Source organism: Labrys sp. WJW (assembly GCF_001676615.1).
Classification (GTDB): Bacteria; Pseudomonadota; Alphaproteobacteria; order Rhizobiales; family Labraceae; genus Labrys; species Labrys sedimenti.
The window spans coordinates 1-23075 of sequence record NZ_LYXZ01000071.1 but is presented as its reverse complement, the minus strand read 5'-3'; the positions used below and the strand labels follow the sequence as shown (position 1 = coordinate 23075).

Genomic DNA, 23075 nt, shown 5'->3' with positions numbered 1-23075 from the left:
AGCCAGCCCTATACCCACCAGATGAACGTCTGGCCATAGCCAGAAATAGAGATATACGCGCCATTGGCAGCCGTGATCGCATGTTTACCCCCTGGCTTTGCAATGCGGCAGCGATCAGTAGATCAAACCGCTCCGAACATATCAAGAACATTCGTCAATGTGAAGATTCCCGAGAACACCCGATTGTGGGGATCATTGCAGGTGGCCACTACCAGTTCACGCTCGGGGGGGGGGCCATGGCGCCAACACGAAACACCCGGTCCCCGCTCCGCCAACGACACGACCGATCCCGCTGTTCCGAACACCTCGCCAGCCCCGAACACGAAAATGGAAGCAAAATCCCCAAAGCTTTGCCGACTACGAGATTGACGGGCGGCGCCATTCTTGGCATAGTGTGATTATAAGAAATTGCGCTCGGCTCACAAGGCTGGGCGCTTTGCGTTTGGGGTGCTTGGGCTCCCGTGCCCAGGCCCGGTCGCAGCATTCGTCCTCCCCGTGAGCGCGGAGGTCCCAAGCAAGGCTTCCGATAGCATGCCCGTCGCCATTCGCCCCGCCACGCTGCGGGACATGACCTTTATCGCCGCCACCATGCGTGACCAGGACAGGCAGGAGATCCGCGCCGTGATCGAGGAAAGCGACACGGCCATCGGCACCATGCTGTTCCATTCCTCCATCGATCTCGCCTGGACGGCCTGGATCGAAGGCGATCCCGTTGCCGCCTTCGGCGTCACGCGCCTGTTTCCCGGCCTCGGCTCGGGCTGGGCCTATGGCACGCGCCGGATGCGCCGGGCCATTCCCGCCGTCACCCGCTTCGCCAGAAGCAGCGTGCGGCCGCTGCTGATCGCGGAGGGCTTCCGCCGCATCGAGGTGCGCACTGCCATCGACCATGATCTCTCGCATCGCTGGCTGGAAGGCCTGGGCTTTCGGCGGGAAGGAATTGCCCTCGACTACGGTCGCGGCGGCCTCGATTTCGTGACTTACGCGGCAACGGGAAGTCGTTCCTGAAGAATCCGGGTGCGCGGGCATCTTGCCCGTGCACCCGGAAAACCGCGCCACGCATTCTGCCTTCCCGGCAGGCGGGATGTTTCCAAGAGGCGGAGCCACGACATGCAGACATGTCGTTGTGACGTCCGCGGTCCCAGCCGCATCGCTTCATCCGCGATGCCGGGAAAGTTTGCTCAGAAAACGCCAAGGCTGGGACCGCGGACGAGACGTCCGCTCTTCCTACCTTGCAAAGTCATCACCTCCAAGAACGGGCGAGACGCCCGTGCATTCGCCCCCAACGAAAGGCCAGACCATGTGCTTCAGCGCGCCCAAGCCCCCGCCTCTGCCTCCGCCGCCGCCGGTGCCGAACCGCCAGGACGACGCCAACCAGGCCGCGGTGCAGACGGCCCTGCGCCGCGTGCGCAACCAGAACGGCGCCGCCCAGACCCAGCTCACCGGCGGGCTCGGCGATCCCAATTACGGCCAGAACGTCAATGTCCAGCAGCTCGGCCGCACGCAATAGAGCAAGTGAGCACCACACCATGAGCATCGAGAACGACCTCGTGCGGCGCCTGGATGCGCTCGCCAACCAGCGCACGCAATGGGAGGCGGTCTGGCAGGAGATCGCCACCTATTGCCTGCCCGACACCTATCGCTTCCTGCCCGGCTCCTCCTCCCTCAATCCCAGCGCTTATGACAATTTTGCCCAGGCACCGGTTGCGGTGGAGCGCGGGCGCCAGCGCTTCGACGACACCGCCATGCGCGCCGTCGACCGGCTGGCCTCGGGCATGGAAAGTCTGGTGACGCCCCAGTCCGAGAAATGGCACGGGCTGGCGGCCACCGATCCGCTCGCGCCCGAGGAGAGCGACGAGGAGAAGGAGTATTTCGAGCGCTATCGCGACTATATGTTCGCCGTGCGCTACAATCCGCGCTCGGGCTTCATCGGCGCCCACCAGAAGGCGCTGCGCTCGGCCATCGCGCTCGGCACCGGCATTTCCTTCGCCGAGGAGAATCTCGGCGCGGGCAGCGCCGCCGCGCCGGTGCTCTACCGCCATTTGCCGCTCAGCCAGTGCTATCTCGCCGTCGACGCCCAGGGCGAGCCCGACACGCTCTACCGCAAGTTCACCATGACGGCCCGCCAGATGGTGCAGCAATTCGGGCCGGACAAGCTTGCCGACCAGGTCGTCAGGGCGGCCGAGAACCAGGCGGAGAAGGATCGCGCCTTCACCGTCATCCACGCCGTGCAGCCGCGCCGGGAAACCGGCGTGGGCACCGGCTCCGGCGGCGGCACCAATCGCAAGGCGCCCTTCGCTTCCTTCTATGTCGACCGCGACCACATGAAGCTGATCGGCGAGAGCGGTTTCTACGAGTTTCCCTTCATCGTCTATTACTGGGCGCCGGTGGATGTCGACGGCCCCTATGCCCAGTCGCCGGTGATGCTGGCCATGGCCGACATCAAGGGCCTCAACGCCATCCGCAAGCTCTCGCTGCGCGGGCTGCAAGGCTATATGGACCCGCCCTGGGGCGTCGCCCATGACGGGGTGATGAACCGGCCCAACCTCAATCCGGGCAAGATCAACTACCGCGCCGTCAGCCAGGACGGCCGGCAGCTGATCGTGCCGCTGCAGCCCGGCGCCCGGCCCGATTTCGTCAACGAGATCCTGGCGGCCGAGCGCCAGACCATCAATGACAGCCTCTATGTCTCGCTGTTCCAGATCCTGATCCAGAACCCGAACATGACGGCGACGGAGGCGATGATCCGGGCCAATGAAAAGGGCGAATTGCTGGGCCCCGCCGGCGGGCGCATCCAGATCGCCATGGGGCGCGACGTCGACCGCCTGGCCGGCATCATGGAACGCAAGGGCGCGATGCAGGCCGGCTCGCCGCTGGAGCCGCCCGACAGCCTCAAGGGCCGGGAGTTCGGCGCGCGCTTCACCTCGCCGCTCGATCGCCTGCGCCGCAGCCAGGAGGGCATCGGCATCCAGCGCACGCTTTCGACCGTGCTGCCGCTGGCGCAGGTCGACCCCAGCGTGGTCGACAATTTCGACCTCGACGCCATCGCACGGACGGTCACCGAGATCGAGGGCGCCCCCCACAGGATCCTCAAGACCACCGAGGAGCGCGATGCGGCGCGGCAAGCCAAGCAGCAGATGCAGCAGGCCCAGGCCGCCCTCGAAATGGCCAAGACCGGCGGCGAGGCGGCCAAGAACCTGATGCCGGCGGTCGGCCAGGCTGCCGCCATCCTCGGCAACGGCATGGCCGGCGCGCCGGAGTAAGGCGGCTCGGCGAAGATTAGGAGGTCATCCCGGACGCACTGCAGCACGCAGTGATGCGGTGCTGATCCGGGACCGCGAACCAATCGTGTTTCATTCTTGAAACGGTCCCGTGTCAGCGACGCAGCATTTCATGCTGCATCGCGCACGGGATGACGGCGCTTTTCTTTCACCCAATTGCTCCTCCCCCAGCCCCGCCCTTCCAGGCGGGGCTTTTCTTTTGCCCGATGGATCCCCCATGCCCCGTTTTCCCGACTATCGCGCCGAGATCGGCCTCAACCCCGGCGCCACGCCGCAGGTGCGCACCGGCGCCGAGGCGATCGGCCAGGGCCTGCAGGCGCTCGGCAGCGGCCTGAGCGAGGCGGCTATCGGCCTCGCGCATTATCAAAAGCGCGCCCGGCAGGAAGCCGCCTTCGACGACGACGACAAGCTCGGCCTCTACAAGCAGCAGCGGCAGGCCGCGCTTGCCGAGGCCGCCAAGACGATGCCGGCAGAAGCGACCGGTTTTACCGCCGGCTTCGCCAAGACCGTCGCCAAGGCTGACGCCGCCTTTCTCGGCAGCATCTCGGCCGGCAATCGCGAGCGTGTCGCCACCGACCTCCAGATCTTCAATGACGGCCTGCTGAACCAGGCCAGCCAATTCGAATATGGGAGGCGCGGCACGTTCGAAACCAATGCGATCACCGCTGCCTATCAGACTTCTCTCGCCGCCATTCGAAGCAACCCGTCCCGGCGCGATCAGGCGCTCGCCGCACTCAATGCCAAGATCGACGGCGCCACCTCGATCCCCACCGCCGACAGGGCGCGGCTGAAGCGGGACATCGCCGCCGGTTCCTCGATCGAATGGGCGAAGGGCATGGCCGGCAGCGATCCGGACAGGATGCACGAGCTCGTCTGGGGCGCCAGGACCACGATTCCCAAGGGCGTGATCGGCCCGGCCCAGGCAGACCGTGAATCCGCCGCGATGTCCTATTTCATCGGGCGCGGCTACAGCCGGGAGCAGGCGGCCGGCATCGTCGGCAATCTCGTGCATGAGAGCGCCGGCCTGGCCCCCTCGAGCCGCAACCAAGGCGACGGTTCGGACGGCTCCGACAGTGTCGGCATCGCCCAGTGGAACGGCACCCGCGCCAAGAGCCTCAAGGCCTTCGCGGCCGACAGGGGCAAGGATTGGCGCGATCTTTCCGTGCAGCTCGCTTTCGTCGATCACGAACTGAACACGGACTATGCAGGCGTGAAGGCCAGGCTGCGGACCACCAATACGGCCGACGAGGCCGCCGGCGTCTTCGTGACCGACTATGAGCGCCCGGCCGGATCGCAGGGCGGCGCCGCCGCCTCGCATGGCTGGGACAACAGGCGCAACCAGGCGCGCCGCCTGGCGGCGGGCGACTACAAGCCGGGCGAAGTCGAGGAGAAGGCGCCCGATCCGGTCGTCACCTCCCTGGCGCCGGATCAGCGCGACGAACTCGTCGCCTACGCCCGGGGCCAGCGCAGCCAAGGCCAGGCCGTGACCCAAGGCGACCTGGAACCGCGCATCCAGGACGCCACGCAGGCCCTGACCACCATCGGCCGCTATGACGGCCGGCTGCCGACCCAGGCCGAGTTCACCGCCAGCTATGGCCCGCAGGACGGCACGCGCCACTATAGCGACTTCCAGCGCACGGTGAGCCTCGGCGCCGATATCACCGCCATCCGGGCGATGACGCCGCCCGAGCAGACCGCCTGGCTCGCCGCCCGCGCGCCGAAAGGCGAAGGCCCCGCCTTCGAAACGCAGCGCCAGCTCCATGAGCGGGGCATCAAGGCCATCGCCCTCGACCAGGCGTTCCGTCGCAAGGATCCGAATGGCTATGTCCGCAGCCTGCATCCTCAGATCGACCGGCTGTGGACCGAGGCGGGCACTTCGCCCGAGCGGTTGAGGGCGGCGCTTGCAGCCACCAATGCCGCCATGGACAGGCTGGGCATGCCGGTGGAAGGCCGCACGGTCCTGCCCAAGACAATGGTAAGCCGGGCGCTTGCCAGCTTCGGCGACGGCGCCAAGCCGCTCTCCGAGCGCATCGCACCCATCCGCGCCCTCGTCACCGCACCCGGCGATCCCGCCCAGCAGGCCATCTTGTTCGAGCAGCTCGCGCGCGCCGGCCTGCCGCGCCTTCTGGCGCCGGCGCTCGCCGCCTATGGCCGGGGAGAGAACGACAGCGCCGGCCGCCTGCTCGCCGCTGCCCTCGGCGCCCCTGCCGCGCAGCAGGTGACGGGGGCAAGGCACGGCCCGACGACCGGCTCGGCCGTATCTGCCGCGCCGGTGAGCCCTCTCGCCTTGCGCGGCGGAGCGGATGCCGACCGTCCCGCCTGGCGGCCTGTTCGCACCGACACCGCCATCAATCTCGGCCCCGCCATGACCGGCGAACTCGCCCGGTTGCAGGCAGCCGGCCCAAGCGGCCTCGATCCCCTCACTGCCACGCTCTACGACCGGCTGTTCCAGAACAATGTCACCAGCAATGGCGGCGACCCCGTTCACGCCCACACCGTCGCCAGCCAGGATATCCGTCAGCCCGGCCCAACGCTCTATGCCCAACTCGGCAACAGAGCCGTCACCACCGACGTACCGCCAGACCTCGGCACGGGTCAGGATAATGGTGGCGCTCGCATAACGGAGCCGGTCCCGAACACGCGTGCCAAACCACCTTTCGAGATCCCGGAGGGGCCGGGCAAGCCAACCAATGTCAATACCGATCCCACGCTGCCTTCATCGCCGGGGGCCACGGTCGACAATACTGGCAAGACGGTCGTCGAGGGGGCGGAGACAGAAACAGGCAGGCCGGGGAGTATTAACGCGCCGGAGACGCCTTCTTCCAAGCCTGACCCGGCCATTCCGGATAAGCCGCCTGCCCCGCAGCCCATGGGTCTGCCTTCCCAGATTGGCAGAGTTCTTCGGGCGGGCTTCGGGCGCGGCTCCTACGATCCGGAGCTGGCAGCCTCCAACGGCGTCAATACCCCTCAAGATCCTTCGGAAACCTATCCCCACTCGCCCGTGCCGATGACCTATTGGCTCTTCCCCGATGGAGGAACCCGGGTGACGCAGGCCGTCTCAGACTTCATCCGGCAACAGACCGACGCTTTGCCGCAACGCGACGATGTCCAGCGGGATTCACAGAATCGAAGGACCGAGTTCGGAACGTTCAATACGGCACTCCTCAACGCAAGAAGAGATCTCTGGACCGATCAGGCAAACGGCGTCTATCGCCAGTACTACTCCGATGGGGGCTATGACTTCTCCTTCGCCCGCGGGCCTGATGCCAATAGCGAGGCAGCCGTCGTTGCGGTACGGAAGTCCGCACGCGAACCTGATTGGCTCTCCGGCTGGTTCGTTCACGATGAAGGCGACCCGCCCGGTCCCTGGTATGGCGCGCCGGAGCCGGAGACCGAGCCCGCTCCGGCCACCGAGCCGAAACCTGGGGCGGTGCCGCTCGGCACGCCGGGATTGCCAGCATCTCCCCAAGCACCCGACGTCGACCCGACCCAGCACCCCGGTGAAAGACAGGTACCGCCTCTCACCGCCAGCGGCCAGGACAAACCGCCGGAATTTGGTGAAACACCACCCGCAGAAGGCTCTCCTACCGAGCAACGGATGCCAACCCAGGATTCGGACGGTGATCCAGCAGGGGCAAATCCGGATACGGCAAACGACAATCTTGACAAGAACAAAAAGGGAACTAATCTATCTCCAACAAAACCCGAGCCTGTATCACACAACACAGATTGGGTCCGGAAACTCTACGAAGGCTTGGCGCTTGCCAGGACAAAATGGCAAGCTAAAGCACGTGAGTATCAAGTAAACAATCCCGGCAAAAGCCTACGCGGGCCAAAAGTTTTTTCGATTGGCGTGACGGACGGGCCGCCGGTTTCCTCACCAAACCAGACCTCTAGGCCAGATCAGCAGGAACCAGACGCAGATACATTGGCCGCCGATTCAATTCGCAAGAGAGGCAGAAGAGTTAATTGGAATGGCCGCCGGGCCAATGAGACCAGGAAGGACGCGCACGCAGAACTTGAAATTCTCCAGGAGCTATATCGCCAGGGACGTACCGAAGGCCGCAGTTTGAAGATGGTCGTTTCAGGCGAAAAAATATGCCCCTTCTGTCGAGAGGATCTTCCCGCGGCAGCTGAAGCTGCAGGGCTCGAAGAGTGGACTATCTTTGAGGAACTGTCGGGAAACACACTTTACTGGAAACGCGGCAGCGACCATTTCGTCGAACTAGAAGGTCCCCCCCAATGACAACCTTAACCGAAGCTAGATTTAAACTATCATGGAATCTAAATGATGACCTATATGGCCGAAGGACAATTAAAAATCCATCCTGGCTACAGATACGTGAAAAACTAGAATTACTTTATATTCAAAAATCCGGGACAGTATGTCTTGATTTTGGAAAAAACTCTCCCACTGAAAAGGAAAAAATACTGAATATTGATGGGCAAGAAGGTTATTTTCGTATTATCTTTTTTGATGTCGTTAATGGAAAGCGTATTGAACGAGAGACATTCGACGAAGCGCAACCCGGCGGGATGAAGGAACTCCCGGACGAGGATTGGGATGAGCGAAGTATCTTTCGCGACTTCGATTTTGCCTATCAGGTCTTCAAAGAATTTTTCGAAACCCAGAGCGTCTCCTCGCCACGCATCGTCTAGGCGGGCTGCCAACAGAGCGTTCAAGCCCTCCCAAACGCGGACCATCGCTGAAATTGAATTACAGTGACAATGTTGTCACCGTAACCCCAGAAAATGTGGCCGAAATAAAATACCTGCGAGGATACAATGCAACCGCCCGTCAAGCGAAGAATCCATATAAAAAACAAATCAGAAAAAAACATAGACGTAATTATCGAACCGTACTCACATGAGAGACCTTTAAAATCCAACGAAAATCTTTACATTGATATAACTATGTGGAAAGAAAAAGATGTTAGTGAACATATTTCTATATTTTATTGCAATGACGCTATCGTACTATTTGAAGAAAGTGACATAGATATGGAGTTTTATGAAGAGAAAGAAAAATAGTGGACTGCACCCTCGGATTGATACAGCAAAAATAGGATGACAGCGCCACCTCGATCCCCGCCGCTGACCGGGCGCGGCTGAAGCGGGATATCGCCGCTGGGTTACGGTGAAACCACGCCATTGCTGTATGGCTCACGGACAGCGTGTCGGCAATGCTCGGCATGCCACGACCTCGCATGAATAAGGCACCGCGAGCCAGGGCGGCGGCAGTGCCACCGGGTGCTCGAGGCCCTTCTCGGCGCCGCCTTTTTCTGCACCTCGAGCTCGAGTGTGACAATAAAAAACAAAAATTTTGCCGACTACAGGATTGACGAAACCTGGCCTTCATGGCATATTAGGACCATAGGAAATTGCGCCCGGCTCACACAGCCGGGCGCTTTTCGTTTGGAGCTGTCCCGGGGCTCACGCGCCAAGCCTAGCCGCGATATTCCTCCTCCCTCACAGGCGCGGAAATCCAAGCAAATTTGCCGATCGCAGGCGCCGCCGGAACCGACGAGAGTTCCAAAACGTGATCGTGGCCAGTACACGGCTGCCGGCGCCCTCTAGTCAGTCTTCGTTACCCGCCCCGCTTCGGCGGGTTTTTTATTGCCCAAATCGGAAGCCCCGCATGTCCAATCCCTCCGGCGCCCCGTCGCGCGCCGCCCTTGCGATCAACTGGCTGGCGCTCGCCAGGCTGTTCCGGCGCGCCCGCGGTGGCGAGGCCGCGCTCAAGCTGGCGCTCGCCTATCACAACGTCTTCGATATCAGGAACGAGGACGTGCAGATCGTCCTCGCCGACCTCGCCGATTACACCGGCTTCTACCGGGTGAACGGGGAAGGCATCCCACCCGACGACCGCGCGTTTTCGGATGGCAAGCGAGCCGCCTTCGGGCGGCTCTTTCGTTTTCTCAACCTGACTGACGAGGAGAAGGCCGCGCTGGTGCAAGCCGCGCGCACCGAGGCCATCGCCAGTTCCAACGAGGGCATCATCTGATGATGGATCCGGCAAACCCTGGGGCCGCCATGGCGGGAACCCCGGCAGACGCCACCGTTCCTCCGGCCAATGACGGGTCGCCGGCCGGCGGCGCGACGGACTTCCTTGCGGGCCTGCGCAATGCAGAAAGCCGGCAATGGGTCGAAAGCAAAGGCTACAAGGCGCTTGATCCCCTGGTCGAGTCGGCGCGTCACGCCGACCGGCTCCAGACGGAATACAACGAGCTCAAGGCCAGGGCCCTCACACCGCCGGCCGCCGATGCCGGGCCCGAGGAATGGCAAGCCTTCCATGCCAGGCTCGGCCGGCCGCAGACGGCCGAAGGCTATGAATTCCGCATGCCCCAGGGCCTGCCCGAGGGTTTCGCCTATGACAGCGACAGCGCCGGCGCCTATCGGAGCTGGGCGCATGAGGCCGGCCTCACGCCGAGGCAGGCCCAGTCCCTCCACGATCGCTTCGTGCAGCACCAGGCCGGCCAGCAATCGACCTATGTGCAGGCCATCGTGGAGCGCGGCGAGGCCGCGCAGGCAGCCCTGACCAAGGCCTGGGGCGACAGGAATTCGCAGGCCTTCCGCCAGAATGTCGAGTTCGCCGATCGCTTCATCCGCCAAAACGGCGGCGAGGCGCTGATCGGCGAGCTCAAGTCGAACGGGCTGTTGTCGCCCGACGGCTATGTGCTCTCCCCCGCTCTGGCCCAGGCCATGGCGCGGGCGGGCCGGGCGCTCTACGCGGAAGACCAGTTCGCAACCGGCGGTGTGGCGGCTCAGTCGAGATCGGCAGCCGAGACCCTTTATCCGGTCGATCCGTTCCGGCGGTGAGACCTTTTTTCAAGGAAGCAAACCATGGCCGTCATCGGCAATTCCTATCCCACACTGGTGGATGTCACCAAGCGCCTCGACCCCAACGGAAAGCCCGCCGTGGTGGCCGAGCTCCTGTCCCAGCTCAACGAACCGCTGCAGGATATTCCCTGGATCGAGGGCAACCTGCCCACCGGGCACAAGACCACGATCCGCACCGGCCTGCCGCAGGCGACCTGGCGGCGCCTCAATTACGGCGTGCCGCCGGCCAAGAGCACCACGGCCCAGATCACCGATGTCTGCGGCATGCTGGAAACCTATTCGGTGATCGACAAGGACCTCGCCGATCTCAACGGCAACACCGCCGCCTTCCGCCTGACCGAGGACACCGCCTTCATCGAGGCGATGAACCAGCAATTCGCCCAGGCGCTGTTCTATGAATCGGTGGGCGTCAACCCCGACCGCATCACCGGCCTGTCGCCGCGCTATTCCAGCCTCACCGCCGGCAACGGCGTCAACGTCATCGATGCCGGCAGCACCGGCGCCTCCAACACCTCGATCTGGCTGGTGGTGTGGGGGCCGAACACCCTGCACGGCATCTATCCCAAGGGCACCACGGCCGGGCTCACCCATCAGGACGTCACCACCTCGGCGCCGATCCTCGACCCCAATGGCGGGCGCTACCAGGCCTACCAGACCAAGTACCAGTGGAAGTGCGGGCTGACCGTGCGCGACTGGCGCTATGCCGTGCGCATCGCCAATATCGACACCACCACGGCGGCCGGCGGCCTGCAGTCGGCGACGCCGCCCAACCTCTACCGGCTGATGGTGCGGGCGATCAACAAGATCCCCTCGCTCAAGATGGGCAAGCCCGCCTTCTATGTGAACCGGGCGGTGAAGACCTGGGGCGACATCCAGGCCATGGAGAAATCCACCCTCGCCTTCCAGACCGTGACGGACGCCCAGGGCCAGCCCTTCCTCTCGTTCCGCGGCATCCCGGTGCGCCTGACCGACCAGCTCCTCAACACCGAGGCCCGCGTGGTCTGAGGCTGCGTGCTTTTAGAATGAAGCGCGAGATCCTTCCCCGGCTGCGGGGAAGGTGTCGCTGCACGGCAGCGACGGAAGGGGGAGAGTGGCGCCACGCTCCCCCACCCGGCCCTTCGGGCCACCCTCCCCGAAACCGGGGAGGGATTGCCGCGCTTCACGCGTCTTTTCCTTTCCTTCCCATCATCGGAGCCATGTCCATGATCCTAGACCAGCAACTTCTGCTGTCGGACAAGCAGGCGATCACCGCCAGCGCCGTCTCGACCAATACCATCGACCTCACCCAGGCCCGCGATCCCGGCCCTGGCGACAGCCTGGAACTGGTGATCCGCGTCAACACCGCGCTCACCGGCGGCACGTCGCTGCAGTTCGCCTATGTCACCTCGGCCAATGCGGACCTGTCGTCGCCCAACGTCATCGTGCAGACGCCGGCGATCCCGGCCGCCAGCCTCACCGCCGGTTCGGAATGGCTGCGCGTGCAGGTGCCGGCGCTCTCGCTCGATGCCCAGCGCCAGCGCTATCTCGGCGTGCAGTACACGGTGGCCGGCACCTTCGCCGCCGGCACGGTGACGGCGGGCCTCGTCGCCGACCGCGAGGCGATCGTCAACTACCCCTCCGGCCTGAATGTCGGAGGCTTCTGAAATGGCGCGCTATCTCGTCAAGGCCAAGGCTTATGTCGACGGCCGCATCATCGAGGCGGGCGAGGAGGTGGAACTCGTCGGCAAGGTCCGCGAGGAGGACGAGCATCTCGAGCTCGTCCCGGACAAGGCCAATGAGCGCGAGGCGCGGAAGGAGGCCGAGGACGTCGATGCCGCCCTCCGCACCGAGGCGATCAAGGCCAAGCTCGTCGACGATGCCGGCGCCGCGATCGACGAGGCGACGCCGATCGAGGTCGTGAGCCGCCGGCTCGCCGAATACAAGCAGGCCAACGCCTTCCGGTAAGCCCGGGCACTCAAACCAGACCGGGCGGCGCACGATGCTTCGTCGACGCGCCGCCCCGACGAAATCGATTTTCGCGGCCTGGAGGCCCTCATGTCCGTCAATCTCTCGATCACCGAGATTTGCAATCTCGCGCTCGATTATCTCGACGAGGCGCCGTTGGCCTCCATCGACGACAATTCGGCCGTTGCACGCTGGTTTCGGCGCAATTTTTGGCCGATGGCCTGGAGCCTGATGCGCCGCCACCCCTGGAATTTTGCCATGGCGCGCACCCTGCTGCCGGCCTCGGCCATGGCACCGGCCTTTGGCTGGGCTTATGCCTATGACCTGCCGGTGGACTGCCTGCGTGTCATGCCGCTGACCGTGAATGGCACCGAGAACGCCAAGACCATTCCGCACAAGATCGAGGGCAGCCAGGTCTTGGCTGATGAGCCGGCGCCGCGCCCGGTCCGTTATGTCAGGCGCGTCGAGAATACCGGCCTGTTCGACCAGCAATTCACCGACGTGCTCGCCTTGGCCCTGGCGCAGAAGGCGGCGCATTTCATCACCGGCAAGGCCTCCTATGCCGAGTCCCTCGGGCAGAAGACGCAAGCCGCTCTTTCCGAGGCGCAGGCGATCGACGCCCTGGAAGGCACGCCGGATGACCCCGAAGACGATTTCTGGATCGAGGCTCGTTCCTGATGGGCGCTTATGAACTCAAGCCGGTCTTCTCGCGCGGCGAGTTGTCCCCCAAGCTGCACAGCCGCGCCGATCTCGAGCATTTCAAGACCGGGCTGAAGGAATGCCAGAACTTCATGGTGATGCGCCAGGGCGGCCTCACCCGCCGCCCCGGCACGCAATTCGTGCAGGAGGTGAAGGATTCGAGCCGCCCGGCCCGCTTCATCCCCTTCATCTTCTCGGCGAGCCAGGCCTACATGCTGGTGTTCAACGCCGGCGTGTTCCGGGTCTATGCGCTGGGCGGACGGGTCGGCAGCGTGGAAGTCGCCCATCCCTATGCTGATGCGGACCTGTTCCAGCTCGATTTCGACCAGACCAATGATGTGCTGGATATCACGCACAAGAGCTACCAGCCGCGGCGGGTGAAGCGTCAGAGCGACACAAGCTGGACGATTGAGACGGTCAATTTCCGGTTCGGCCCATTCCTTCCCGTCAACGACACGTCCACCACGTTGACCCCCAACGGAACCGGCAATCCAATCCCAAAGATGACCAGCAACACGGCACCGAGTGGCACAGCTGCCGCAAGTGGCACGGCCTTGGGCGCGCCATGGAATGTATTCGATCGTGACGCTGGCACGGCATGGCACAGCGCCGCTGGTGGTGACGGCTGGATCTCGTACACGTTTCCGACCCCTCACATTATCGTAGGGTACGCAGTGCAGGCCACATCAGGCCTTGTAACTGGAACGCCTGTCACCGATCGAGCTCCAAAGTCATGGACGTTCGAGGGATCGAATGACGGCGCTAATTGGACAGTGCTCGATAGCCAGTATGCGCAAAGCAACTGGTCTGCTGGCGAGGCCCGATATTTCAGGTTCACTAACACCACTGCCTATACCGGCTATCGCATCAATGTCACGTCAAACAATGGCGGTGGCTTTGTCACCATTGGTGAACTGACATTCACTGAAGATCCGGCAACGGCCCCAGTCGTCACCATCACGGCCTCATCGACCACAGGCATCAATGGCAGCACCGGATTCTCTGCTGATGACGAAGGGCGCATCATCGCTCTGCTCGGATCGAATGCAGTCTATCGTTCCTTCGTCATCACCGCCGTTACTTCATCAACTGTCGTACAGGCCAAGCTCGACGACGCACCGTTGCCGCTTGCTCAAGGAACTTTGCAGTGGCGCCTCGGCGCTTGGGGAGCAACTCCCGGCTGGCCAGCCCATATTGCAACCTTCGAGCAACGCAAGGTCTATGCTCGCACTGATGCACAACCTTCCGGCATCTGGGCCACCAGAACCGGCGGCTATGGGCGCGAACTGGATTTCTCCGTCTCTGTTCCGGTGAAGGACGATGACGCGATTTCCTTCACCCTTACCGATGTCAACGAAATCCAATGGATTGCCGAGGGCCCGGATCTCCTGATCGGTACCGCCGGTGCCGCCCGCACCATGGGTCGCGACAGCCCCAACCTGCCTTTCTCTGCCAACAACTTCCGTCAGTCCCTGGCTTCGACCCATGCCTCGCAGGCGATCAGGCCAGCCAAGGTCGGGAACTCGACGGTCTTCGTCTCCAGCTTCGGCAAGGCGCTGCGGGAGTTTGTCCAGGGCGAGACCGGAGTGGGCTATGCGACACCCGATATCTCGGTACTCTCGGATCATCTCTTCGCCTCCGGCATCGTGGAAGTCACCTACGCCCAAGAGCCCGACAGCGTGATTTGGCTGCCCAACGGCAGGGGCGATCTGATCGGACTGACCTATGAAAAGGACCAGTCCATAGCGGGCATGCATCGCCATCTCATGGGCGGCGAGGGATTCGTCGAGAGTTGCGCCACGATGCCGGGCCAGGGCAGGAACGAAGTGTGGCTGATCGTCCGGCGCACGATCGGCGGCGTAAGCAGGCGCTATGTCGAGCGCATGGCCGCGCCGTTCGAAGCGGCCACCGCTACGCCCGACAAGGCCTGGTATCTCGATTGCGCCCTGCAATATGGCGGCCCCCCCGCCGCAAGTATCACCGGTCTTGGCCACCTCGAGGGCCGGCTCGTCGGAATCCTGGCGGATGGCGCGCGCGAGGCCGATCAGATCGTCACAGGCGGCGCCATCTCGCTCGCCTCGGGTCAGCCGGCTACCACGATCACCGTCGGCCTGCCTTACACCTCACGCGCCCACCTGCTGCCCTCGCCTGCTTCGGCCGGTGACGGGTCAGGCCTGGGACGGCGCAAGAAGATCGTCTCCGCCAAGGTCGACTTCCTGGCCACCGGTTCGCTGCGCATCGGCCGGGACGAGGCCACCGCCGAAGAGATCGCAGCGCGCCATACCAGCGATGATCTCGGCACGGCAGCCCCGCTCGTCACCGGCTTTTACGACGCCCGCCCCCAAACGAACTGGGGCGACAAGGGCGAACTCGTGCTGACCGCCGACGGCCCGCTGCCGGCGACGATCCGTTCCATCACCCTCAACACCGATCCGGAGCCCTGATCATGTGCCCACCGCTTTTCGCAGCCATTGGAGCCGGACTGGCTTCCGCGGCCTCCGCCGCCGGCTCCGCCATATCCGGCATCGGCCTGGGCACGGCGGCCTCGATCGCCGGCACCGGCCTGTCGGCTATCGGCGCCATCCAGCAAGGCAACGCCGCCAAGGCCCAGTCGGACGCCCAGGCCGAGGCCTATCGCCGCCAGGCCCAGATCGAGACGATGACCGGCGAGTACCAGGCCGGCCGCAAGCAGGACCAGGTGGATAGCACCATCGGCACGCAAACCGCACTCACAGGCGGCTCCGGCGTCAACCTCGACGGCTCGCCTTCCGATGTCATCGGCTCCACCGCCAGCGAGGGCGCGCTCGACGTCGCCGCCATTCGCTGGAACGCCAGGAATCAGGCCAACAATCTGAACTACCAGGCCAGGCTCGCCAACATCGCCGGCCGGAATGCCCAGACCGGCGGCTATCTCAATGCGACCGGGAGCCTGTTCGGCGGGCTGGGGCGGCTAGGAAAAACAGCTTAACCGCGCCAACGAAGACGGCCTCGTCATTCCCGTAGATCGGCTGCCGTTGCCCGAACGATCGGAAGGCAGAGTTTCACGACTCTGCACATGACAGTGGCAACACGGCCTTGCGCACTCAGGGCACCAGCGAACCTCGCCTGATCCCACCTTAGGCGTGCCCGAGCTTCGCAAATATCGGCCGCACGGAGCGGTGCCGGGGATCGGCCCGCCGGTTTCGCCTCTCGCCAGGAGGTATTCCCCTTCTTGCGCTCCCCAACTCCACCTCCGCCCCCAAAGCCCCGCCTCGAAGGCAGCATTCCGTTTGCCGGAGCCCCACATGACCATTCCAAGCTATGACAACCGCCGTTCCTATGCGGGCGACGGCAGCACGACCACTTTCGCCTTCCCTCCCCCCTTTACCGTCAACACGGATCTGGTGGTGCAGGTTCGGGCGGCAGACGGGACGACTGCCATCAAAACGCTCGGCGTGGATTATGCGGTCACCGGCGCCGGCTCTCCCGCCGGCGGCAATGTAACCATGACGGCTGCGCCGGAAACGGGCGCGACACTGATCATCTACCGGGACGTGCCGCTCACCCAATCAGTCGACCTGCAGGACGGCGGCCCTTTGCCGGCAAATACGATCAATCGCGCACTCGACCGTATCACCATGTGGGGCCAGCGCCTGAAGGAGCAGGTCGTTGACTTGGGCGCTCTGGCCAGCCAGGTGGCGGCAGGCTTGATGTCTCCGGCAGACAAGACGAAACTCGATGGCATCCAGCCAGGCGCCCAGGTCAATATCGTGACCTCTGTTGCCGGCAAGACCGGCGCCGTGACACTGGTCAAGAGCGACGTCGCCCTCGGTAACGTCGACAATACCGGCGACCTCAACAAGCCGATTTCTACGGCAACGCAGACTGCCCTCAACGCGAAAGCGAATACCTCCGCTCTGGCGGCTGTGGCCTTCTCGGGCGCCAAGGTTGATGTGGGCCTTGGCAATGTCGAGAACACGTCGGACGCTAATAAGCCGGTATCGGCGGCGCAGGCGGCAGCCGATGCGACAACACTGAACAGCGCGAAGACCTACACCGACAGCAAAGCGAACAAGGCCAGCGTGGGTCTGGCAAACGTGGACAACACCTCCGATATCAACAAACCGGTCAGCAATGCAACACAAGCCGCTCTGGATCTGAAAGCGAATATTTCGTCTCTCGGCACGGCAGCGTTCCAGCCGTCAACGGCATTCGCCACCGCAGCCCAGGGAGCCGAGGCAGACACCGCCCTACAAGGCTTACAGGCGGGCCTGAATATCGAGATCGACAATACCGACCCGCTACGTCCAAAAGTCACGGCAGTTGGCTCTGCTGTTGGCGGTGATGTCGCCGGCCCCGCTGGTGGGGTCGTTTCGAACGAGGTGGTACTTTTCGACGGCACCACAGGAAAGCTGATCAAGGGTGGCGGTGTTCAATCGGCCAATGTAGCCAAGGTCAATGTTGCGCAGACTTGGACCGCGACACAAGATTTCTCGGGCACGATCACCAAGGTCAAATCACTCACGGCAGGCGTCAACTTACCCGGCGATGACCAGGCGGCCAGCACTAAATATCTCTATGACTTCTTTGTTTATTTGAATGCCAATGGTGCGATCGTTCCGCAAAACAGCCCCATTCTGACCGGCAATCCAACGGCTCCTACGCCTGCGGCGGGCAGCAACGATACCAGCATTGCTACGTCGGCTTTTGTGCAGGGAGAGATCAACACTCGACCAAGACTGAAAACCTACTCAGCAAACGCAACATTTTCACCCGCTGATACTCACTCCATTATTCGCCTTGAGAGCGGAACTGCCTACAATCTACCGGACAACAGCGCGTCTCCCAAGTCGATCGAATATGCGATTTTCAATGCGACCAACGTTGCGATCACCATCACAGCGGCATCCGGTAATTATCTCTACACCAGGGATGGCATTTCCAGCTCGGGTGGAGCCTACACACTCGCCCCCTACGGAGCAATTCTGGTCAATGCCGCCAGTTGGGATTGGTATATCCTCGAAAACAAACGGATACCTGGCATTCCTGTCTCCTATACGATCGGTGATTTGATTTATGCCGATAGCGCCACCACTCTGGCCGCATTGGCCAGTGTGGCAGGCGGCAATGTTCTGCGCTCCGGTGGCATCGGTACCGCTCCTTCATGGGGCAAGGTCGGCCTGACAACCCATGTCAGCGGCACTCTGCCGGTTGCCAATGGCGGCACCGGGACAACCACGCTGGCAACGACGGCTAACGTCCAGTCCGGCGCGGCCTTCATACCGACGATGGATATCGTACTTTCCGCAATGGGATGGGCAGTTCTGGCCGATAGCGCGACGATCGCCATCGACCATGCCGGAGGCGTAAACCGTACAGTCACCATTGCTGGCAACCGAACCATCTCGAACCCGACCAACGCCAAGCCGGGATGGCCGCTCAATATCGAGGTAGCCCAGGACAGCACGGGCAACCGCACGCTGTCATGGGGAGCGAACTTCTCCTTCGGCGCGGGGGGCGCTCCCACCCTCTCGACGACGGCTGGCGCGGCCGACCTCGTTTGCTTCGTCTGCCGTGGGACGAACAAGTTCGTTTACACCGGCATTGTCAGGGGGATTTGATATGTTGCCGGGTCTTGCTCCCATCGTGTCGCTGGTACACTCTGGCTCAGTGCTCTACCGGGCCGGAACGTTCAACTTCACCGTTCCCGAGTACAATGTCCTAACGATCGACTTATGGGGTAGCGGCGCCTCCGGTGTGGGCGTCACCCCAGGATCCGCCTTTTTCCTTGGCAACAACGGCGCTGCTTCGTCGATTGGATCGCTATCTCTCATCGCAAACGGGGGTAATCGAGCTGCGTCGACCAGCACTAGCGCCGCTGGCGGCGCAGGCGGTACCGCATCAGGGGGCGATCTCAATGACACCGGTTCGGCTGGCGGCGCTGGCTCCGGAGCATCTGGTGTTGGTTCAGGTGGCGCGGCTGGCGGTGCAGCAGCCGGCGGTGGAGGCATGGCGCCTAGGCCTGCCGGCCCCCCACCTTCCGCCCCTGGCACGGCCGGCAATGACTATGGCGGAGGGGGAAGCTCAGCCAACAACAGCAACGGCAACAATTGGAGCGGCGGCGGCGGCGGTGCTGGACGATGCAGAATAACATACACTCGTGGGAGCGCAGGAGCACCGACACCTGGCTCTATTATCACAGGAACAGTTGCGGCGGGTGGCGCTGTTGGCTCTGGCACAAATCCAGGCGGCAAGGGCGCTGACGGCGCCGCCATCATTTCATGGCTATAGGGAACGCTATGCAATAGAGCTACAGATCAGCGAGCTTACCGCAAATGTCTAGCACTCAGTCTACATAGAAAAATTTCTAGTGACTGAATATCCGACGGCAACAAACTTATTGATCTCATGGCCCTTTAAAGTATCACTGGGAAATCGGTGGAATCTGAACCAAATACAGCGCTGAAAATGACCGTCGTCCTTGGTGCCCAAGATGATCTGCGGGAGGTATATATCCGGTGCTAAGTTGCTCGGGCAAGCCTTGATACCACGGAAAGTTATCAAATAATCTTCTAGCGTTCGAAGGTAGAGAACAGCTTCTCTCGCGCCCCCCTAAGTAACAATTTTCTAAGTTTATACACCCTCTTTCCAACGTAAAACAAAGTCAAAAAACGAATCGCTATCCTTTTCCAGCCAAAAAAGCCAGACTCTTCAATATAGTGCTCACAAACTTGACGAAATTGCTTCCTAAGATAAAAAAGCTCCGCGACTGATGGACGGACTAAAACTTTGTTCGATTCTTTGAGAACAATGCGTTGAGTAAAAAAAGCTTTCGGCGCCATGACAATTTCGCGTTTAAGGAACACCGGATACATTGCTAGGTGATCAGATGCCCATGGATGAGGGTATCTGGGATGGACGTAATCAAATATTCTTTTTAGAGCATCTGTCTCCCAGAGGCCGTAAAACCAACTGGCATGAGAATCAAACAAGAGCTCTTTAATTTGCCTCAAATCTCCTCCTGTAGGAGGCCTCGGAATCGTTTTTTGGGTAGGCCGATCTTTTCGAACAGTACTAACAGACGAAACCGCAAGCTTTGCATCTACCTTCGAAGTGAAAGCTAATATCAGCTCTTCGATGAAATTTAACGAACTAAGATCGTCATGGGCTCGCCACATGAAATACGGAGCGTCTGCCTCATGCAGCAAGTCCATAAAATTCTTTGCGGCCCCAACATTTATATCTCGTACTATAAATTTAATACGATTATCCCTATTTGCATAATCCCTCACAATGCTCGCCGTACGATCCGTTGACGCATTATCGTAGACTCTTATTTCAATATTTTGGTATGTCTGATTCACTACGCAGTCCAGACACTCAGAGATCATACCCTCGCCATTAAAGACAGGAATTCCGACAATAACTTTCGGACTGGACATCGCAGGTTGCCTAATTCTCTATCATCTAGAGTGATTATTCTATTCCCAGAGCCTTTCGCCATGGAATGCTTTGAGATACGAGGATTGAGGAGGCCTTCGGGCCTAAATTCGCGATGGCATCAAGGAAGGTCACATACGGCGTAAATTCACCATGTAATTGAGGATATTGCGACAGATTATAATCCATATATTCAACAACTTTGCCAGCTCTATCCATTTTCTCATGATCCATGTATTTCTTGGCACCATGCCCAGTAACGTAAGCCTCGGCACTCAAAGAATTTAACAGAGAAATAATCCTATCATCCTTGAGACCTTGTGAGATTAGTTCTGAGCTTCGACCAAATTCAACATTTATGTTGAGGTATTTAACGATCTGTTCAATGCCAAAAATACAAATATCAGAGAGATAATCACTCTTCAGATCCAAGGTATCAGCAGCAATCGCCACCGCATCTTCAGCGAACGGCGCCCCTTTCAAGGATTCACGCAAAGCGATCAGATGGTTCTTTCGCCATGGCTGGCTTTCGTCGGTCTTTGTGTCTTTAATTATCTGTAAGCCATTGCGGATAATTGGGACGGTAAGCCAGATCTGACCGCGTTGCGTCTTGAGCTGTACACGAGAACAAAATGATCGACCTTGCGGAAGCTGTACATCATCGAGATGAATATACACATCCGCTAAGTTTATTTGCTCAAAAACGCCCGCCCAGGGAAAATATTGAGGCTGCAGGATAACGGCAGTTCGCAAGTTATATCCTCTATCCTTTGGCACGATTGGGGTCAAAGTTCACGATCTCACCTAGCATCCCTCTCTTCCCCCTCGTTTAAGGGAATTCATTTTCTCGAACAATAGCCATGGCAACCCACAGCCCCCTTTGGTTCTCACGTGAGCCTGCAATGACGCCCAATCAGTCCCCACGGCACGATCCTTCTAGTTTCAAGGAATCTTGCCTGATGAAGGCGGCAATATGATACCATATCAGTTCCTAATTGTGGGTGCTGACGCTTACCTGCTCGATCGTCAACCACATTCGTGGCTACGACCTATTTATCTGTCATGCGGTCGACCACCCCCCATAGTGGCTCCTCATTCAAAGCAAGCAGACGTGATCGCCGATGGGCTTCGCCACGGCACGTTGTAGGTCTCTGCCCACCAGGCCGAACCTTCAACAACTCCACATCGCAATCGATGAACCGACCATAGGCTTCCTCCAGGAAGCCTTCTTCTTACCTAGGGAGCGGACATAATGAGCGACACCCTCGCCCAAACCATCAAGCTCGTCTTTGGCTCCGAAGGCGGCTATGTGAACCATCCGCGCGATCCGGGTGGCGCCACGAAATATGGGATCACGGCAGCCACCCTGGGCGCTGCGCGCCGGCTTGGCCGCAAGGCCACGCCGGACGAGGTCAAGCGTCTGACGCTGGCGGAGGCAGCCGGGATCCTGGACAGGCAGTATGCGCAACCCTTACGCTATCGAGAACTGCCGGCTGGCCTGGACTATGCCTTGTTCGACTATGCCGTGAATTCCGGCCCGGCCCAGGCCGTGAAGACGCTCCAGCGCCTTCTCGCCGTCGAGGCTGACGGCATTCTGGGCGTGAAGACGCTCGAGGCCATCCGCAGGCATGAGGTGACAGACCTCATCGACGAACTACAGGATGCCCGCCTGCGGTTCCTGCACGGTCTCAAGACCTGGCCGACCTTCGGCAAAGGCTGGAGCGCCCGCATGATCCATGTGCGGGAAACCGCTCTCCTTATGGCCAATGGAGTCACCACCGCTATTCCTCCGCCGCCAATCGGCCTGGAGACCGCCACGCCAGCAGATGCCAGGGTCTCCTCGACCGTCATCGGCAAGGGTACCATTGCGGCCACGATCGGCACGGCCAGTGCCACGATCGGCGCGGCCAAGGATGCATTGCAGCCGATTACCGGCAATGGCGGCGTAGTCGATGTCATCTTCGCCCTGCTGGTCGCCGGCGGCAGCGTCGCAGCGATCGCGGGCCTTGCCATCATCGCCTATCGGCAGGCGAAATATCGCGAGGCAGCGATATGATCGCCACCGCCCTCACCTTGTTCCGTGTCATCCCCGGCCGCGGCTGGTTGACCATCGCAGCAATCGCCGCTGCGTTGGCCGGTGCGCTCTACTTCCGCCAGCACTTCATCAACCAGGGCGCCATTGACGCCACCGCCAAGATCGAAAGGGCGAACGATGCAGCCAAAGATCGTTTCAACGATGCGAGCGACCAGGTCAATCGCTGTTATGCCGCTGGCGGCGATTGGGATCGCTTTGAGCGGGTGTGCAAGCGTTCCGGTGGATAGACCGTGCGGCGTCATCACCGATAGCTTGCGGGATGTGCAGGCCACTTCGCGCGATGGCAACCGCCGCCTCGCGGTCCATTACGAGGGCGGCAGAGCGGCGGGGTGCTGGTCATGACCATGCCAAGCGAGACGGAACATTGGGCCGTGGACAAAAAAATTCCCGTTGCTCTGGTGATCACACTCCTGGTCCAGACGGCGGGCGTCGTCTGGTGGTCGAGCCAGCTCAACAGCCGCGTCACCGTCATGGAGGAGCGCAGCTTCAAGCTCGAGCTCGAAATCGGCAAGCTGAAAGACAGCAGCTCCGATGCCCGCGAGCGTTTCGCCAAGGCAGAGACCACGATGCAGGCCTTCGTCGAGACCACCCGGCGCATCGAGGCCAAGCTCGATCGTCTCATCGATGACAAGCAGCCCGGCGGGGTATACGGGCCGAGGTAACCCTCAGCCGTTTTTGGCGACCTCCCAGTTCATCCCCTGAGAGCGTTTTGCGATTAGACGGAATCATCTCGAATCGCAAAGACGCGTCGAACCAAAGAGCGAGAGCAAAACAGCGTTTCCGTCTAAACGCGCTTTGCT

Annotated in this window: 21 protein-coding genes; 19 read left to right on the top strand and 2 right to left on the bottom strand. The window is 61.4% G+C overall.

Going from position 1 to position 23075, the window contains the following annotated elements:
- The first annotated feature begins 531 nt into the window (after positions 1–531).
- The 16 genes from BA190_RS32015 to BA190_RS37140 all read left to right on the top strand — a co-directional run bounded on the left by BA190_RS32015 (position 532) and on the right by BA190_RS37140 (position 18891).
- Complete coding sequence (locus tag BA190_RS32015) at positions 532–1005, top strand: hypothetical protein (protein WP_068298112.1); 474 nt, start codon at positions 532–534, stop codon at positions 1003–1005.
- Positions 1006–1267: 262 nt separating this feature from the next.
- A complete protein-coding gene (locus BA190_RS32010) occupies positions 1268–1507 on the top strand; it encodes a hypothetical protein (RefSeq protein WP_156771789.1) in 240 nt (79 codons plus the stop codon).
- Positions 1508–1526: 19 nt separating this feature from the next.
- Positions 1527–3260: a portal protein gene (locus BA190_RS32005; RefSeq protein ID WP_068298107.1), complete on the top strand. Its 1734-nt coding sequence runs from the start codon at positions 1527–1529 to the stop codon at positions 3258–3260.
- 235 nt (positions 3261–3495) lie between these two features.
- The gene (locus BA190_RS32000) at positions 3496–7524 is read left to right on the top strand and encodes a phage tail tip lysozyme (protein ID WP_068298104.1); all 4029 of its coding nucleotides are present in this window, start codon (positions 3496–3498) and stop codon (positions 7522–7524) included.
- Positions 7521–7937, top strand: coding sequence for a hypothetical protein (locus BA190_RS36285; RefSeq protein ID WP_156771788.1), 417 nt, complete (start codon positions 7521–7523; stop codon positions 7935–7937). Before BA190_RS32000 ends, BA190_RS36285 begins: the two co-directional genes overlap by 4 nt.
- A 126-nt stretch (positions 7938–8063) precedes the next feature.
- Complete coding sequence (locus BA190_RS36280) at positions 8064–8309, top strand: hypothetical protein (RefSeq protein WP_156771787.1); 246 nt, start codon at positions 8064–8066, stop codon at positions 8307–8309.
- Between the two features lie 607 nt (positions 8310–8916).
- Entirely contained in the window at positions 8917–9282 is a 366-nt protein-coding gene (locus BA190_RS31990) for a hypothetical protein (RefSeq protein ID WP_068298095.1), read from the top strand.
- Positions 9282–10097, top strand: a complete 816-nt coding sequence (locus tag BA190_RS31985) for a hypothetical protein (protein ID WP_068298093.1) — start codon at positions 9282–9284, stop codon at positions 10095–10097. The genes BA190_RS31990 and BA190_RS31985 overlap by 1 nt, the downstream gene beginning before the upstream one ends.
- Positions 10098–10121: 24 nt before the next feature.
- Positions 10122–11123, top strand: coding sequence for a major capsid protein (locus BA190_RS31980; protein WP_068298090.1), 1002 nt, complete (start codon positions 10122–10124; stop codon positions 11121–11123).
- 197 nt (positions 11124–11320) lie between these two features.
- Entirely contained in the window at positions 11321–11761 is a 441-nt protein-coding gene (locus BA190_RS31975) for a Bbp16 family capsid cement protein (protein WP_068298086.1), read from the top strand.
- Position 11762: 1 nt separating this feature from the next.
- The gene (locus BA190_RS31970; RefSeq protein ID WP_068298083.1) at positions 11763–12062 is read left to right on the top strand and encodes a hypothetical protein; all 300 of its coding nucleotides are present in this window, start codon (positions 11763–11765) and stop codon (positions 12060–12062) included.
- A gap of 90 nt (positions 12063–12152) precedes the next feature.
- Positions 12153–12740 (top strand): hypothetical protein, encoded by a 588-nt coding sequence (locus BA190_RS31965; RefSeq protein WP_068298080.1) that lies wholly within the window; start codon positions 12153–12155, stop codon positions 12738–12740.
- Positions 12740–15205, top strand: a complete 2466-nt coding sequence (locus tag BA190_RS31960) for a discoidin domain-containing protein (RefSeq protein WP_068298075.1) — start codon at positions 12740–12742, stop codon at positions 15203–15205. The genes BA190_RS31965 and BA190_RS31960 overlap by 1 nt, the downstream gene beginning before the upstream one ends.
- Before the next feature lie 2 nt (positions 15206–15207).
- Positions 15208–15729: a hypothetical protein gene (locus BA190_RS31955; RefSeq protein ID WP_068298072.1), complete on the top strand. Its 522-nt coding sequence runs from the start codon at positions 15208–15210 to the stop codon at positions 15727–15729.
- A gap of 316 nt (positions 15730–16045) precedes the next feature.
- On the top strand, positions 16046–18361 hold the full coding sequence (locus BA190_RS31950; RefSeq protein ID WP_068298069.1) for a hypothetical protein: 2316 nt from the start codon (positions 16046–16048) through the stop codon (positions 18359–18361).
- Between the two features lie 296 nt (positions 18362–18657).
- Complete coding sequence (locus tag BA190_RS37140) at positions 18658–18891, top strand: hypothetical protein (protein WP_068298063.1); 234 nt, start codon at positions 18658–18660, stop codon at positions 18889–18891.
- A 421-nt stretch (positions 18892–19312) separates the two neighbouring features.
- Here the strand turns inward: BA190_RS37140 and BA190_RS35565 are convergent, their stop codons facing one another.
- Together BA190_RS35565 and BA190_RS35560 are read right to left on the bottom strand one after the other, a co-directional pair.
- Positions 19313–20182 (bottom strand): glycosyltransferase family 2 protein, encoded by an 870-nt coding sequence (locus tag BA190_RS35565; RefSeq protein ID WP_082980183.1) that lies wholly within the window; start codon positions 20180–20182, stop codon positions 19313–19315.
- Positions 20183–20216: 34 nt separating this feature from the next.
- Positions 20217–20933: a WbqC family protein gene (locus BA190_RS35560; protein WP_162275267.1), complete on the bottom strand. Its 717-nt coding sequence runs from the start codon at positions 20931–20933 to the stop codon at positions 20217–20219.
- A gap of 499 nt (positions 20934–21432) precedes the next feature.
- Between BA190_RS35560 and BA190_RS31940 the strand changes: the two genes are divergently transcribed.
- The 3 genes from BA190_RS31940 to BA190_RS36650 all read left to right on the top strand — a co-directional run bounded on the left by BA190_RS31940 (position 21433) and on the right by BA190_RS36650 (position 22937).
- Positions 21433–22236: a glycoside hydrolase family 108 protein gene (locus BA190_RS31940; RefSeq protein WP_068298059.1), complete on the top strand. Its 804-nt coding sequence runs from the start codon at positions 21433–21435 to the stop codon at positions 22234–22236.
- Positions 22233–22502 carry a hypothetical protein gene (locus tag BA190_RS31935; RefSeq protein ID WP_068298056.1) on the top strand — a complete coding sequence of 90 codons (270 nt, stop codon included), beginning with the start codon at positions 22233–22235 and terminating at the stop codon, positions 22500–22502. The genes BA190_RS31940 and BA190_RS31935 overlap by 4 nt, the downstream gene beginning before the upstream one ends.
- 144 nt (positions 22503–22646) lie before the next feature.
- Entirely contained in the window at positions 22647–22937 is a 291-nt protein-coding gene (locus BA190_RS36650) for a hypothetical protein (protein ID WP_202908566.1), read from the top strand.
- Positions 22938–23075: the final 138 nt, after the last annotated feature.

Bases quoted from the DNA above. Each gene is read 5' to 3' on its own strand.
- BA190_RS32015 (WP_068298112.1), top strand. From the start codon at position 532: ATGCCCGTCGCCATTCGCCCCGCCACGCTGCGGGACATGACCTTTATC.
- BA190_RS32005 (WP_068298107.1), top strand. From the start codon at position 1,527: ATGAGCATCGAGAACGACCTCGTGCGGCGCCTGGATGCGCTCGCCAAC.
- BA190_RS32000 (WP_068298104.1), top strand. From the start codon at position 3,496: ATGCCCCGTTTTCCCGACTATCGCGCCGAGATCGGCCTCAACCCCGGC.
- BA190_RS36285 (WP_156771788.1), top strand. From the start codon at position 7,521: ATGACAACCTTAACCGAAGCTAGATTTAAACTATCATGGAATCTAAAT.
- BA190_RS36280 (WP_156771787.1), top strand. From the start codon at position 8,064: ATGCAACCGCCCGTCAAGCGAAGAATCCATATAAAAAACAAATCAGAA.
- BA190_RS31990 (WP_068298095.1), top strand. From the start codon at position 8,917: ATGTCCAATCCCTCCGGCGCCCCGTCGCGCGCCGCCCTTGCGATCAAC.
- BA190_RS31985 (WP_068298093.1), top strand. From the start codon at position 9,282: ATGATGGATCCGGCAAACCCTGGGGCCGCCATGGCGGGAACCCCGGCA.
- BA190_RS31980 (WP_068298090.1), top strand. From the start codon at position 10,122: ATGGCCGTCATCGGCAATTCCTATCCCACACTGGTGGATGTCACCAAG.
- BA190_RS31975 (WP_068298086.1), top strand. From the start codon at position 11,321: ATGATCCTAGACCAGCAACTTCTGCTGTCGGACAAGCAGGCGATCACC.
- BA190_RS31970 (WP_068298083.1), top strand. From the start codon at position 11,763: ATGGCGCGCTATCTCGTCAAGGCCAAGGCTTATGTCGACGGCCGCATC.
- BA190_RS31965 (WP_068298080.1), top strand. From the start codon at position 12,153: ATGTCCGTCAATCTCTCGATCACCGAGATTTGCAATCTCGCGCTCGAT.
- BA190_RS31960 (WP_068298075.1), top strand. From the start codon at position 12,740: ATGGGCGCTTATGAACTCAAGCCGGTCTTCTCGCGCGGCGAGTTGTCC.
- BA190_RS31955 (WP_068298072.1), top strand. From the start codon at position 15,208: ATGTGCCCACCGCTTTTCGCAGCCATTGGAGCCGGACTGGCTTCCGCG.
- BA190_RS31950 (WP_068298069.1), top strand. From the start codon at position 16,046: ATGACCATTCCAAGCTATGACAACCGCCGTTCCTATGCGGGCGACGGC.
- BA190_RS37140 (WP_068298063.1), top strand. From the start codon at position 18,658: ATGACACCGGTTCGGCTGGCGGCGCTGGCTCCGGAGCATCTGGTGTTG.
- BA190_RS35565 (WP_082980183.1), bottom strand. From the start codon at position 20,182: ATGTCCAGTCCGAAAGTTATTGTCGGAATTCCTGTCTTTAATGGCGAG.
- BA190_RS31940 (WP_068298059.1), top strand. From the start codon at position 21,433: ATGAGCGACACCCTCGCCCAAACCATCAAGCTCGTCTTTGGCTCCGAA.
- BA190_RS31935 (WP_068298056.1), top strand. From the start codon at position 22,233: ATGATCGCCACCGCCCTCACCTTGTTCCGTGTCATCCCCGGCCGCGGC.